Origin of the sequence: Actinokineospora auranticolor (genome assembly GCF_041897805.1) — a bacterium.
Classification (GTDB): Bacteria; Actinomycetota; Actinomycetes; order Mycobacteriales; family Pseudonocardiaceae; genus Actinokineospora; species Actinokineospora auranticolor.
Map to the genome: position 1 here is coordinate 3,499,089 of NZ_CP154825.1, position 14,010 is coordinate 3,513,098.

The following is a 14,010-nucleotide window of genomic DNA, read 5'->3' on the forward strand; positions in this document are numbered from 1 at the left end:
GTGGATAGGAACCGGGCCGGTCCCCGGGGGAACCGGCCCGGTCGTTGTCCGCCGGGTCAGGGGCAGGCCACCTCGAAGGTGGCCTCGTGCGTGGCGGAGACGCTGCTGCCCCAGTTGCCGAGCACGTCCTTCATCTGGACGCCGTAGTACGAATGCAGCCGCCAGGAACCCGGCTGACTCTTCATCCGGCGGTTCTCGGCGCCGTTGTAGTCCACCCACTCGCCGCCGCAGTGCGGTTCGACGATGGTGCGGGGCGTCGCGGGGCTCTCGGCGCCCGCGGTGGTCGGGGTGAACAGCGCGGCGAGGGCGAAGACGCCGACGGTGAACAGGCGGCGCCAGGGTCGGCGCGAGGGGGTCATGGTCGGATCGTGGCGAAACCGGTGATCCGATGATCTGTCCAAACCGTACAAATCACCGGGATGTGTGATGGGGGACTAGAAGACGGTCAGGGCGAGCCAGTGGTCGAGCAGGGCGCGGTCGCCGGTGACCGTGACGCGGGGGTCGTCGACCGGGAGGCGGCGGTAGAGCAGCCACAGCAGGTCCGCGGTCGGGGCGGTGGCGGTGACGTCGGCTTCCCCGTCCGCGCGGTCGAAGGTGACGCCGTCGGGGGTTCGGGTGATGAGCCAGCCGGTGGTGGTGGTGGGTTTGAGGTGGAGGGTTTGGCCCGTGCCGCGCAGTTCGGCCAGGTTGGGGCGGACCGTGGTGACGGCGGGGTCGGACAGCAGGTCCAGGCACTCGGCGATGGCCTCGGCCGCCAGGTCCGCGGCGACCTCGGGGACCCCGCCCGCGGCGAGGACGGCGTCGGCGTGGTGGACCGTGGTGTCGGCGACCATGCGGCGCAGCCAGAACGCGGCCGGGCGGGGGCCGAAGAACGTCCACACGTCCCGCGGGTTCTCGGCGGCGATCAGGTCCTCCGCGCCGTCGGCCAGCCACCGCGCCCACTCGGCGGGTGGGCCGGGCTCGGCGGGCGGTTCCTGGGTGAACTGCCCGGTGCGCACGATCCCGGCCGCCCGGCGGTGGGCCTGGCCGACGTGCGCGACGAGGTCGCGCACCCGCCACTCGGGGCAGGTCGGGACGGGGGCGTCGGGGTCGACGGCCGCCGCGGCGAGGGCGGCGGTCTGGTCGCGCAGGGCTGTGGCGAGGTCCATGGTGGTGCTCCTCCCGGTTCGGTTTCCCCTACCGTAGGAACTCCACCGGGGTGGAGGTTCCAGTGACTGTGATCGGCGACACGTTGGGCATCGGTGACCTGGCGCGCCGCACGGGCGTGCCCGTCCGCACCATCCGCTTCTACTGCGACGAGGGCGTCTTGGCGCCGGTGCGCAGCGCGGGCGGCCACCGCCGCTTCGCCCCGGACGCCGTCGGCAGGCTGGACCTGGTCCGCCGCTTGCGGGCACTGGGCCTCGGCCTCCCGGTCATCACCGCGGTGCTGGCGGGGGAGCGGTCCCTGGCGGAGGCCATCGCCGCCGAACGGGCCGGGCTGGACGTGGAGTTGGCGGCGATGGCCTGGCGCCGGGCGTCGTTGCGCGCGGTCGAGCAGGCGAGCCCCACCGAGCGCGCCGCCCGGTTGGCACTGCTGGCCGCCGCCCACGACGGCCCCGCCGCGCACGACACCCTGGTCACCTTCTGGCGCGACCGCTTCACCAACCCCCTGCCGAGCGCCGCCATCGAGATGTTCCTCGACGCGAGCGCCCCACCCCCGCCGCCGGAGCCGACCCCGGATCAGGTCGTCGCCTACGCGGGCATGGTCGCGGTAGTCGGCGACCACGCCCTGTCGGCGGAACTGCGCTCCAGCGCCCACGCCAACCGCATGGTCATCACCGACGAGGCCGCGCTCCAGGACGGCGTCGGCCTGGCCTGCAAATCCGCCCTGCCCCGCGTCGTGGCGGGCGAGGCGCCGGGGCCGAGCCCGGAACTGGACCTGTTCATCGCCACCCACGCCGCCACCCGCCGCCGCCGCGACACGGAGTCCTTCCGCCGGGAACTGCTCGCCGATGTCGCGGTGGACCGCCACCCCCGGATGCGCCGCTACTGGGCGAACGTCCGAGTGGTCACCGAGGTCCCCGCCGCCCTCGGCGAGGCCCACACCTGGCTGCTGGACTCCCTGGCCCACACCCTGGAGGGCGACCCGCGCCAACGGGAAGCCAGGTAGTCCCACCGCGACCGGGCTACCACTGTCCCTAGTGGACTCGTGTTTGTTCGGTCCGGTGGCGCATGATCTCGTTGGCCCGGCGGGCGAAGTCGAGCAGCAACGCCTGTTGTTCGACCGGGTACCCCGCCACCAGCGCCGCGTAGGCGGTCCCGAGTTCGTCGAAGACCGCCCGCAGGTGCGCGTACGCGCCGTCGGGGACGAGTTCGACGAGTACCTTCCGTCGGTCCGCGGTGTCCCGTTGGCGTCGGACGAAGCCCGCCTTCTCCATCCGGTCGACCACCGCCGTGATGGCCCCGCCCCGGGACAGGCCCATCCGGGTCGCGAGGTGGCCCGCCGGCATCGGTCCCTCGTTGTCCAACACCGCCAGGCAGTGCACGTCCGTGACGTGGATGCCCGCTCGGCTCGCGACAGCGGCGTGGAACAGCACCGCGTGGTTGGCGGCCAGGCGGTGCTCGGCGCGTAACGCGTCGACCAGGTCGGTGGGTGATGTGAGCATCCCAACCCTCTCTGAGATAGAGAGAGTACAAGGTCGTTCTACTCCCTCGCGGTGACACCGCTCGGCAGCGTAACTCGCGGGTGGGTGCTCAGACGAGCACCGCCTGCCGCGCCGACCCGGCTCGGCGGCGGATGGTCGGGCGGAGCAGCAGCTGCCCGGTGGCGCCCGCCAGGCCCGTGCCGAGGCAGGTCAACCACAGGGTGGTGCTGCCGAAGTCGTGCAGCAGCCAGGTGCCCGCCAGCGGTCCCAGCATGTTGGCCGCCGACCACGCGACACCGTGCACGCCGTTGTAGCGGCCGCGCAGTTCGGGCGGTGACAGGTCGGCCACGATGGTCTGGGCGACGGTCATGAACACCACCTCGCCGACCGTCCACACCGCGACGGACGCCATGTACTGCCACGTCACCCCGGCCAGGGTGGCCAAGCCGAAACCCGCGCCCAGCAGCGCCATCCCGACGGCCACGACCCGGCTGTGGTCGCGGGCGGCGAGGGGGCCGACGATGAGGGGTTGCAGGACCAGGACGATCACGCCGTTGATGCCGATCGCGAGTCCGTAGTCCGAAGGGGACAGACCCGTGGCGCCCATGGCCAGGGGCAGGGTCGTGATGGACTGCACGTGGACCGCCGCGAACGCGAACACCACCAGCGTGTACGCGACCATCGTGCCGTCCTTCAGCACGGTCAGGTACGAGCCGGTGTGCGCGGGGGGCCGCGCCGCGGTCTTCGGCACCGCCCGCCAGATCAACACCGCGAACACCAGGCAGGTGAGCGCGTTGGCCAGGAACAGCAGGTAGAAGCCCTCCCTGGCCAGCGCGCCGCCGATCACCATGGCGATGGCGAAGCCCATGTTGACCGCCCAGTAGAGCAACCCGAACGCGCGCGGCTGGTCCCTCGACGGGACGACGTCCGACACCGCCGCGGCCGACGCGGGCCGGTACATGTCCATCGTCGCCCCGACCGCGAACACCGCGACCACGATGCCCGCCAACGACTCCGCGTAGCCGAGCGCGACCAGCGACAGCGCCGCCGCGACCATGCCGCCGGTCAGCGTCGCCCGCCGCCCGATCCGGTCGGCCAACCAGCCGCCGAGCAGGTGCGAGACGAACGACCCGCAGCCGAACACGACCAGCACCACGCCGACGGTGATCAGCGGGAGGTGGCGGACCCCGGTCAGGTAGAGCGCCAGGAACGGCTCCACCATGGTGCCCAGGCGGTTCACCAGCGTCCCGCCCCACAACACCCAGAACTGCCGGGGCAGCCCGCCGACCTGCGCGACCACCCACCCCCGAACACCACGACGCCGCGTGGATTCCCCCGACATCCGCCCCTACTCCCCGGTCACGCGGGCGAACCACTGCCCGCGGTCCGCGAGTGCGGCAGGCGCGGGGCGGTGGTCAGTTCGAAGATCGCGCTGTAGGCGATGTCGAGCGGGTGGAAACCGGTGAGGTTCCAGGGAGTCTTGGCGAACAGGGTGCGCCATTCCTCGATCGACGGGATGTGCTGGCCCATCATGGCGTGGGTGTACTCGAAGCCGAGGGTGAAGATCGGCGTGTCCGGGTGCGTCAGGCGCTCGGAGCGGTAGGTGTCGGCCAGCAGGAACGTCCGGGCGTCCGGGAACGCGGCCCGGATGCCGGTCAGCGCGCGGACGCAGTCGTCCGCGGGCCACAGGTCGTGGCCGAGGAAGAACGAGAACACCAGGTCGTACCCGGCGAACCGGTCCGCGGCCAGCCGGGAGATGTCCTCGTGGACGATCTCGACGCGGTCCTCGACGCCCGCCGCGCGCACCGCGGCGCGGGCGACCTCCACCGCCGCCGGGTTGACCTCGACACCGAGGTACCGGCCCGCGGGCCGGGCCAGCGCCAGGCGGATCAGCCGGTTCGCGCTGCCGCAGCCGAGGTCGGCGGCGGTGGTGAACTCGCACTCGTCCAGCACGGCGTCGAACCGCGGGTCGACGAACTGCGCGCCGTAGTCCTTGCCCGCCCTGGCGATGACCCCGCCGTCGCGCACCGACGTCGACGGGTCCGCCGCGGCCAGGACACCCGCCTCGGACAGCATCCGCCCGTAGCCGCCGACCAGCCACAAGAAGTAGCCCTTGTTCTCCCACACGTCCTCGAACGCCGGTCCGCGCGACACCTGGGTGTCCATACAGGACACAGCGTCGAGGTGGGCCAGCGCGGCGACGATGGCGCGCACCGGAGCCACCCGCACCCCGTGCCGCGCGGCGAACTCCTCGACCTCCACGAACGGGCCGTCCGCCAACTCGCGCAACAGCCCCAGGTCGAAGGCCGCCGCGATCGCCGACGACGCGACGGCGCCGTTGAACGCCTCCCGCGCGGTCAGCCGACTGCCGCGCGCATCGGCGGTGGTATGCGAAAAACTGGTCTGGGTACTCACCGTTCTCCCACTCCACGAAGAATCGTCTCGAGGTCGCGCAGGAACGCGCGCACCTGCTCCACCCGGCCGACCGACACCCGCAGGTGGTCCGCGAGCCCCAGGTCGGCGGTGTCCCGCACCAACACCCCGAGCGCCCGCAGGGCCACCGCGACCCGGGACGCGACCCCGGGCAGCCGGATCAGCACGAAGTTGGTCCGGGACGGCACGTACGCCACCCCCAGGGCGTCCAGGCCCGCGCACAGCACCGCGCGCGTCGAGTCGTTCTCGCGCCTGCTCAGCTCGACGAACTCCTGGTCGGCCAACGCGCGCACGGCCGCCGCCTGCGCGAACCGGTTGACGTGGAACGGGAACGCGCCCTGCAACGCGGTCACCCGCGCCACGACCGCCGGGTCGCCGACCAGGTACCCGACCCGCAGGGCGCCCAGCCCGTACGCCTTGGAGAACGTCCGCAGCACGCACACGTTGTGCCCCGACGCCGCGTGCGGCAGCGCCGACTCGAACTCCCCGGGCGGCACGTACTCCCCGTACGCCTCGTCGAACACCACGACCGCGTCGTACCGCCGAGCCGCCTTGCACAGGGACCGCACCGACGCGGCCGACAGCACGGTCCCGGTCGGGTTGAGCGGGTTGCACACGAAGGCCAACCCGACCCCGTCGGCGAACGACTCGGCCATCCGGTCGGCGTCGAGGTCGTAGCCGCGCAGCGGTTGCGCCACGTACGGGACCCCGGCGGCCCGCAGGCTCCGCGCGTAGCTCTGGAACGTCCGCGCGCTGACCGCCGCCGGACGGGGATCGGCGCGCCACGCCAGCGCCAGCATCAGGATGACCTCGTCGACCCCGTTGCCGACCGCCACCCGGTCCGGTCCGACCACGGCGTGCCGCGCGATCGCCCCGATGAGGTCGGTGTGCGCGGGGTCGGGGTACCGGTTGACCGACCGCAGTTCCGCTTCCACCGCGGCCACGGCCTGCGGGCTCGCCCCCAGCGGGTTCTCGTTGTAGTGCAGGCGGACCGGCTCGGCCGTGACCGCCGGGGACTCGACCGGCATCACGGCTCCATGACCGCGCGCAGGGTCTGCTGGGCGCGCGTCAGGGTGTCCGCCAGGCCCGCGTGGGTGGGGCCGGTGGCGAGGATGTGCGCGAACATCACGCTGGGGTTGCGCGGGAAACCCTCCGGCACGTACTGGCCCTCGCGCATCACCCACCTGATGTCCCGCACCCCGGGCATGGCCCGGACCTCGGCCTCCCCCTCGAAGCGGGCGATCCGGCCGGTCCCGACGACCGGGACGCTGGTGAACCCGGCGTGGCCCGTGGTGGTCGGGTGGGTGGGCGCGGTGATGCCGCGACCGGTCACCGCGCTGAAGTACTGCTCCGGCCCCCACACCCCGCCCGCCAGGTGCAGGGACTCCTGCACGAACAGGCTCGGCCCGCCGATCCGCCCGTTCACCTCGATGATCTTCGGACCGGCCGGCGAGATCCGGAACTCCACGTGCGCCGCGCCGACCGTGGCGCCGCTCGCGCGCAGGGCGCGGACGGTGATGTCCTCCAACTCCCGCTGCGTCGCCGCGGGCAGGTGCGTGGGGCTGACGAACACCGTCTCGGCGAAGTACGGCTCGGCCCAGACCTGCGGCTTGTCGATGTAGCCGAGGAAGGTGTGCGCGTCTTCGGTGTAGACGACGTCGAGGGACAGCTCGAAGCCCTCGACGTACTCCTGCAGCAGCACGCCGTGCGCGCCCGGGTAGAACAGCAGCGAGCCGACGTTGGGCACGGCGGTGTCGCCCGCGCCGAAGGTGGCCTCGGTGAACAGGCCCGCGATCATCCGGTACCCGGCGACCAGGGCGTCCCGGTCGTTGACCTTGACCACACCCTGGCTGGCCGCGCTGGCCTGCGGTTTCATCACCAGCGGGTACCCGATGCGCTCGCCCGCGGCGACGGCTTCGGCCTCGCTGGTGGCCAACGCGGTCAGCGGCACGGGCAGACCCGCGGCGGAGAGGACCTGCCAGCTGCGGTACTTGTCGCGCATGTTCCGCACGGCCTCGCGGGAGTTGCCGGGCAGGCCCAGCTCGTCGCACACCGCGGCGGCGGCGTGGATGCTGCCGTCGAACACGCACGCGACGGCGTCCACCCGGCCACCGTCGTCGAGGTACCGCTTGACCGCGTGCACCACGGCGTCCTCGTCGGTGGCGGACGCGGGGAGGAAGTCGTCGTACAGCGCACCGTCGGCGGGTGGGCGCTCGTCCACCAGGGCCACGCGCAGGCCCATCTTCCTGGGTGTCTCCAGCAGTTCCGGGCGGAACCCGGCGGAGACGACGAGCACGTTGCTGCTTTCCTGCATCAATCCCCCAACATGGTGAACGGTCCATTTTGGACAGATGGCCTCGGCGCGGGAATCCACGCGGCCCCCGGGGAATTCCTACGCCCGGTCCGGTGGGGAGTCAAGCAGTCGTGAAGCAACGCCTTAATCGTCCGATGGTATGAACGATCGGCGCTGGTCACGTCGCCGGTGCTGGAGTATGGCCGTCCGAAAATCGCGAGGTCGAACCCTTTTCGCTGGCCGTGCCCCGGCCGTCGACGTTCCCGAATGGGCAACCCTCGATGTCCATTCCGGCGTCCGGTCGTCGGTATTTGCGGGAATGGACGATCGAATTTGCGCTGACGGGTGAACCCGGTTTGGGCGCACCGCCGGGCGCCGGTGGGGCATGATGCCCGGGTGACCGTGCGCCGAGTCGTCCCCGACCTCGCCAGCGCCTCCCTGGCCGAGGCGACCCGCTTCTACACCCGCGTGCTGGGCATGGAGGTGGTCATGGACCACGGTTGGATCGTGACCATGGCCCAACCGGACAACCCGGAGGTCCAACTGAGCCTGATGACCCACGACGCCACCGCCGGGGTCATCCCCGTGGCCTCCATCCAGGTCGACGACGTGGACGCCGCCTACCGCGAAGCCGTGGCCTCCGGCGCCGAGATCGTCCACCCGCTGACCGACGAGCCCTGGGGCGTCCGCCGCTTCTTCGTCCGCGACCCGGACGGCAACGTCGTCAACGTCCTCAGCCACTGACCACTCGGGCCACCTCGGGCTTGCCGGATCGGCAAGAAGGTTTGCGCTCGTCGCCGGGTGTGCCGCACGGTGGTCGCGGAGGTGGTCAAGGTGACCGAGTTCGAGGTCGTTGTGGTCGGCGGCGGCGCCGCGGGTCTGAGCGGGGCGTTGATGTTGGCGCGGGCCAGGCGCTCGGTGGTGGTCGTGGACGCGGGGGAGCCGCGGAACGCGCCCGCGTCCGGCGTGCACGGGTTGCTGGGATTCGACGGGATCGCACCCGGCGAGCTGCTGGCGCGCGGTCGCGCGGAGGTCCGGCGCTACGGCGGCCTGCTGGAGCGCGGGTTGGTGGAGAGCGCGGTCCGGGACGCCGACGGGTTCGCGGTCGGGTTGGCCGACGGGCGCGTGCTGCGGGCCCGTCGGCTGCTGGTGACCACCGGCCTGGTCGACGAGCTCCCCGACATCCCCGGTCTGCGCGCGCGGTGGGGGCGGGACGTGGTGCACTGCCCGTACTGCCACGGCTGGGAGATCCGCGACCAGGCGGTCGGCGTGCTCGCGACCGGTCCGATGTCGGCGCACCAGGCGCTGCTGTTCTCCCAGTGGTCCGGCGATGTCCGGTACTTCACCCGGGACCAGGCCCTGACCGACGAGCAGGCCCGGCAGTTGGCGGTCCGGGGAGTCCAGGTTGTCGAAGGCGAGGTTGCCGGTCTGGAGGTCGTCGGCGACCGGCTGACCGGTGTCCGGCTGGCGGACGGCACGGTCGTCGCGCGGGACGCCGTGGCCGTGGCGTCGCGGATGGTGGCGCGGGCCGGGTTCCTCGCCGGTCTCGGCCTGCGCGCCACCGAGCACCCGATGGGCGAGCGGGTGGCGGCCGACCAGGTCGGGCGCACGGCCGTGCCCGGGGTGTGGGTCGCGGGCAACGTCACCGACCCGTCCGCCCAGGTCGGCGCCGCCGCGGCGGCGGGCGCGCTGGCCGCCGCGCACCTCAACGCCGACCTGATCACCGCCGACCTGGTCGCGGCGGGCGTCGGCTGAGGCTCAGACCGTGCGCAGGACCGAGACGACCGTGCCGAGGATGACGGCGTTGTCACCGTCGATGACGTCGTACGCCGGGTTGCGCGGCTCCAGGTACACGTGGCCGCCGCGGCGGCGGTACACCTTGACCGTCGCCTCCTCGTCGATCATCGCCGCGACGATCTGCCCGGAGTGCGCCTCCGGGCCCTGCCGCACGACCACCATGTCGCCGTCGCAGATGGCCGCGTCGACCATCGAGTCGCCGCGCACCCGCAGCGCGAACACGGTGCCCCGGCCGGTCAGGTCCCTCGGCAGGGTCAGCACGTCGTCCACGTGCTCCTCCGCCGCGATCGGCACCCCCGCCGCGATGTCACCGACGACCGGCACGCTCACCGAGTCCCCGGACGACGGCTCGGCGGCCTGCCCGAGGAACCCCCGCACGTCGATCGGCCGGGCCACCCCGGCGCCGCGCCGCAGGAACCCCTTCTCCTCCAGGCTGGCCAGGTGCCTGCCCACGGCGGAGGCGGACAGCCCGACGGCCTCCGCGAGCTGCCGCGTGGTCGGGGAGTAGCCGTACTGCACGGCCCAGTCCCGGATGGCCACCAGGATCCCCTGCTGCCGCAACGGCAGCCCGGCCGCGTCCTCGAACTCCTCAGCGATCACCGCGCGATCCTACGGTGTCGTCACCGCCGGTCACCGGGCGCGTCGCGGTGTCCGAAGTGGAGGCTGCGTCGAGGAGCCGGTCCAGCACGTCGAAGTGGCGCTGGCCCGTCCACAGCTCGCGGTTGCCGATGACGTACAACCGGCGCTTGGCACGGCTGGCGGCCACGTTGAGCAGGTTGGGCTTGCTCGCGGCCCACCGCCGGGAGCCCGCGCGGCGCGGGTCGCTGCCGAGCACCAGGACCACGATGTCGGCCTGCTTGCCCTGGGCCACGTGGACGGTGCCCGCGACCAGCCCGGGGAAGCGGCGGGCCCGGGTGCGGACCTCGTCGGCCACCGCGAGGAACGGCGCGATGACCATGACCTGGCCCATGTCCACGCCCAGCTTGTCCAGCGCGGCCAGCACCTGGTCCAGCTTGGCGCCCTCCTCGGGCACCCAGTGCCCGGCCGACCGCTCCGCGCGCACGTCCAGCCACTTCGACTCGGGCAGGGTCGGGAACCGCTGCGCGTAGGCGGCGCCCCCGCGCGCGCCGGTGGCGTGGATCATGAAGCCGTCGTAGGCGATCTCGTTGGCGATGCCGAACATCGGCTCGTCGCAGCGGCGGTGCACGCTCAGCGGCGTGCCCACCCAGATCCGGCCGTCGTCGGTGGGCAGCGACGTGCCCATGGGCGTGAGCCGGTCGGCCAGCCGCTGCACCGAGGTGCGGCGGGTGAGCCACTGCTCGTCGACGCCGACCTCCCGCCGGATCGCCTGCTCGACCCGCAGCGGCACGGTCGTGATCGGCTCCAGTTGCAGCGGGTCGCCCACGATCACCGCGCGCCGCGCCCGCCACAGCGCGCCGACCACGCTCTGCGGTGTCGCCTGGCCCGCCTCGTCGACCAGCAGCCAGCCCAGCGACTCGCGGCCCAGGTGGCTGAACATCCGGGCGAACGACGAGAAGGTGGTCGACACCACCGGGACGACCAGGAACAGCGACTGCCACGCCGCCCGCGCCGCCGCCTCGTCCAGGTTCGACGGCGCGGTCCCGGACAGGATGTCCATCGCGCCCCGCAACGACTGCCGCAACTGCCGCGCGGTGTGGTGGATGAACACCTTGTGCAGCCGCAGCGCGGCCAGGAACAGCTCGGTGCGCGCCCGGTTCCACTCCGCGTCCGTCCACAGCGCGGTCAACTCGCGCCGCGACCGGTCGGTGAACCAGGTGGGGTCGGGGAAGTGCTTGCCGAGCAACTCGTGTCCCCGGGCCAGGACCGCGACCAAGGCGTTCAGCTTGTCGTCGGCGCGCCGCGCTTCCTCGTGGGCGGCGTGGGCGCTCGCGTCGGCGGTGGACGCCTCGTGGGAGAGGCGCCCGGCGGTGGTGCGCGCCGCGTGCAGTTCCCGCTCCGCCGTGGAGATCCCGCTCGCGAGGTGGTCGTCGCGCTCGCGCCAAGCGCGCGTGGCCTTGCCGAACGAGGTCAGCCAGGCCCAGAACCCGGGCTTGAAGCGGAGGTTCTCGGTGCGGTGGCGGGTCCGGGTCGCGTGCTCGCCGGTCCAGCCCCGCACGTGGCCGTCGGCCTCGGCGAACCGGGCCCGGGCGGCGTCCCGGGCCCGCGCGGCCCGGTCCGCCTCCTGGGCGCACCGCCGAGCGTGTTCCTCGGCCCGGGGCTTGGCGAGCAGCGTCCGGTGCAGTTCGTCCCGCTCGGCGCCCAGCGCCCGCGCCTTGGCCAGCGCTCGGTTGAACTCGACGATCGCGCCCGTCCACGAGGGCGGTGTGGATTTTTCGTAGTCCTTGAGGATCGCCATCAACCCGGAGCGGTCGTGCCGCGCCTTGCGGTCCCCGGTCGCGGGGCCGCGCGGCGGTGTGCGGAACCAGAACGCGTCGATGAACCGGGAGCGGTTGGCCTTGTTGCCCAGCCGCGCGGCCAGCAGCGCCCACGCGGTGTCCACCTCGTCGCCGCCCGGCTCGCCCGCCAGCAGCGCGGACCCGACGCCCGCGAAGTAGTCCACCGCGGCGGCGGGTGCCCGCCACCACTCGTCGATGGCGCCGCGGTCGGGGATCTCGTCGGTGACGTTCTCGACCGCGCCGTTGTTGGCCGACGCGACCACCACCTCGAACCCGGCCAGCTCCGGCCGCGGTCCGCGAACCCGCCGGACGTAGTCCTCGACCTTCCACACGTGCGCGTCATCGGTGAACGCGTCACCCGGCACGACCAACGCGGCCAGCGCGCGACCCCGTTCCACCAGCAGCCCCGCGATCAGGTCGCGCAGCATCGTCGTCTTGCCGGTGCCGGGCGGGCCGTTCACGGCCAGCACGGTCCGGTCCGTGCCGCGCGCGGCCAGCGCGTTGTTGACCGCGAGCTGCTGCCCGAGCGCCAGCGGGTGTTCCGGGTCGCTCGGCCACCGGCCCAGCGGCACCCGGTTCGGGGCGGCGGCTTCGAGCACCGCGTCCAACCGGTCCCGGACGTCCACGCGTCCGAGGACGTCCAGCTCGGCGTCGTGGCGCAGGTAGTCGCGCAGCCCGGAGCCCACGTTGGCCGCCCTGACCTCGTCGGCGACCGCGGTCAGGGCGGCGGAGATCATGCTGTTGACGAAGTCCGCGCCGTCGGTGTTGTTGGCGTTGCGCGCGGCCACGATCTGGCTGTGGACCCGGATCTCACCGCGCGGAACCGCGGTGCCCAGCCGCACGACGTCGTTGGCGAGGCGGAAGCAGGCGGCCAGCGCCCGCTCGTCGAGCACCTCCGTCAGCTCGTGCAGCGTGCCGTTCTCCCTGGCCTCCTGCACGGACTCGTCATCCGGGCCGAGCAACGCCTCGAACCGGCCCTGGAACTCGTCGTTCGCCACGTCGAACCCCGTGAGCCACCCGGGCTCGTCCGGTCCGGGGCTCACCACGCGGCTGGTCGCCCACGCGCAGCCGGAGAGCACCTGGGAGTCCAGCAGCGGTCGGCCCTCGGCGTTGACGGTGAACGCGGCGAGGGTGCCGTCGCCCGCCGGGCGCTGGTCGTAGCTGTCCTCGTCGGAGGGGAACACCTGGTGCAGCAGGTCGAACACCGACTTCAGCGGGTGCGCGCCGAGGTAGACCACGTGCCGCCAGGCCTGCTTCGGGCCGAGTTCCCGCCGCGCCAGCGGGTGCCCGGGCTCCCAGGGCAGCGGTTTGCCCGGCTCCACCGTGCACACCTGCTTGCGCGGGTCCGCCTTCGGCGCGGACTGCGGGCTGAACAGCTCGACCATGTTCCAGAACTCGACGACCCGCGCGCGGTCCTCCTCGGGGCCCCGGCTCGCGGTCGCGGTGTCCGGTCGGGCGGCGCGGGTCGGGAAGGTGACCGGGTGCACGACGTTCGCGTCGGCGAGCGCTTGGGCCAGCGGTCCGACCCGGCTGCTCTTCGGGCGCGGCGGGGGCGGGGCGAGGTCCGCGACGGTCGTCGGGTCGACCGCGCCGCCCATGAGGACGAGGTGGTTGGCGGTGTCGGTCGCCCGGCGGTGGGGTTCGGGCAGGCCGAGCCCGCGCAGGTGCTCGCGCACGTGTTCGTGGATGCCGTCCAGCGTCAGCGGTGTGGGGCTGGCGAAGGCGCGGAGCAGGGCGTCGGTGAACGCGGTCAGCCCGGCGTCGGGCGGGGCGAATGACGGCTCGGTGGCCGAGCTGGAGGTCAGGGTGTAGGTGCCGGTGACGTCCAGCTGGCCCGCCACCAGGGCGTCCGGGGCGGACATGGCGGCGATGGCGCGGCCGGAGAAGCAGCAGTCCAGGATCAGCACCCTGGCCCGGGCGCGGGCCTGGCCGAGGTCCTGCTTGATCCGCGAGATCGCGATGCCGGTGTAGCCGACGTTGGCCTGCTCGGTCTCGGACAGCGCCAGGTGCAGGCTGCCGTCGTCGTCGAGCAGACCGTGGCCGGAGTAGTAGACGAGCAGCACGTCCGCGGCCTCGGTGGCGGCGCGGCTGAGCGCGGTGCCGAAGCCCGCCATGGTCGCCGGGTGCGCGCCGTCGCCGACCACCAGGCAGTGCTCGGGCGCGAAAAGACCTGCCCCGGGTGCGGAAAGCGCTTTTCGCATTGCGGTGACGTTGCCCGCGACCGCCGGAATCGACGCCAGCTCGGTCGACCGGTATTCGCTCGCACCGATCAGCACGGCCCGCGACGCGCCGCGCTCCGGGAACCACCGCTCGGTCATCCGCCCACCTTCCCGGGGTGCGGCAGGCGGGTCCATCGGCAGGTCGGGCTCGTGATCAACACAGTCGGCATTATGCAGGTGGGACGGTTGGCCCGTGGCCGGAGGGCACAATGCGAATACTTCTCCGC

The 14,010-nt window shown here is 73.0% G+C and carries 12 protein-coding genes; 3 read left to right on the forward strand and 9 right to left on the reverse strand.

Annotation, left to right across the window (positions count from 1 at the left end):
* Positions 1-56: 56 nt before the first annotated feature.
* A complete protein-coding gene (locus V5P93_RS15830; RefSeq protein ID WP_104476380.1) occupies positions 57-359 on the reverse strand; it encodes a hypothetical protein in 303 nt (100 codons plus the stop codon).
* A gap of 75 nt (positions 360-434) precedes the next feature.
* Positions 435-1,148, reverse strand: coding sequence for a maleylpyruvate isomerase family mycothiol-dependent enzyme (locus V5P93_RS15835; protein ID WP_104476381.1), 714 nt, complete (start codon positions 1,146-1,148; stop codon positions 435-437).
* Positions 1,149-1,210: 62 nt separating this feature from the next.
* Here V5P93_RS15835 and V5P93_RS15840 point away from each other — a divergent pair, with 62 nt between their 5' ends.
* Entirely contained in the window at positions 1,211-2,149 is a 939-nt protein-coding gene (locus V5P93_RS15840; protein ID WP_104476383.1) for a MerR family transcriptional regulator, read from the forward strand.
* Between the two features lie 28 nt (positions 2,150-2,177).
* Here V5P93_RS15840 and V5P93_RS15845 read toward each other — a convergent pair whose 3' ends face one another.
* From V5P93_RS15845 to V5P93_RS15865, 5 genes are all read right to left on the reverse strand, one after another.
* Positions 2,178-2,645 (reverse strand): MarR family winged helix-turn-helix transcriptional regulator, encoded by a 468-nt coding sequence (locus V5P93_RS15845; RefSeq protein WP_104476385.1) that lies wholly within the window; start codon positions 2,643-2,645, stop codon positions 2,178-2,180.
* An 88-nt stretch (positions 2,646-2,733) separates the two neighbouring features.
* A complete protein-coding gene (locus V5P93_RS15850) occupies positions 2,734-3,924 on the reverse strand; it encodes an MFS transporter (protein ID WP_245930962.1) in 1,191 nt (396 codons plus the stop codon).
* Between the two features lie 59 nt (positions 3,925-3,983).
* Positions 3,984-5,039 (reverse strand): class I SAM-dependent methyltransferase, encoded by a 1,056-nt coding sequence (locus V5P93_RS15855; RefSeq protein ID WP_104476389.1) that lies wholly within the window; start codon positions 5,037-5,039, stop codon positions 3,984-3,986.
* Positions 5,036-6,085: a histidinol-phosphate transaminase gene (locus V5P93_RS15860; RefSeq protein ID WP_104476391.1), complete on the reverse strand. Its 1,050-nt coding sequence runs from the start codon at positions 6,083-6,085 to the stop codon at positions 5,036-5,038. Before V5P93_RS15860 ends, V5P93_RS15855 begins: the two co-directional genes overlap by 4 nt.
* Positions 6,085-7,371 (reverse strand): ATP-grasp domain-containing protein, encoded by a 1,287-nt coding sequence (locus V5P93_RS15865; RefSeq protein ID WP_104476393.1) that lies wholly within the window; start codon positions 7,369-7,371, stop codon positions 6,085-6,087. The genes V5P93_RS15860 and V5P93_RS15865 overlap by 1 nt, the downstream gene beginning before the upstream one ends.
* 375 nt (positions 7,372-7,746) lie before the next feature.
* Here V5P93_RS15865 and V5P93_RS15870 point away from each other — a divergent pair, with 375 nt between their 5' ends.
* Together V5P93_RS15870 and V5P93_RS15875 are read left to right on the forward strand one after the other, a co-directional pair.
* Entirely contained in the window at positions 7,747-8,094 is a 348-nt protein-coding gene (locus V5P93_RS15870) for a VOC family protein (protein WP_104476395.1), read from the forward strand.
* 81 nt (positions 8,095-8,175) lie between these two features.
* On the forward strand, positions 8,176-9,105 hold the full coding sequence (locus V5P93_RS15875) for an NAD(P)/FAD-dependent oxidoreductase (RefSeq protein WP_374066505.1): 930 nt from the start codon (positions 8,176-8,178) through the stop codon (positions 9,103-9,105).
* Between the two features lie 3 nt (positions 9,106-9,108).
* On the opposite strand, the gene lexA is transcribed toward V5P93_RS15875, so the two are convergent.
* Together lexA and V5P93_RS15885 are read right to left on the reverse strand one after the other, a co-directional pair.
* Positions 9,109-9,747, reverse strand: a complete 639-nt coding sequence (gene lexA, locus V5P93_RS15880; protein WP_104476397.1) for a transcriptional repressor LexA — start codon at positions 9,745-9,747, stop codon at positions 9,109-9,111.
* Positions 9,737-13,882, reverse strand: a complete 4,146-nt coding sequence (locus tag V5P93_RS15885; RefSeq protein WP_104476399.1) for an AAA domain-containing protein — start codon at positions 13,880-13,882, stop codon at positions 9,737-9,739. The genes lexA and V5P93_RS15885 overlap by 11 nt, the downstream gene beginning before the upstream one ends.
* Between the last annotated feature and the right edge of the window lie 128 nt (positions 13,883-14,010).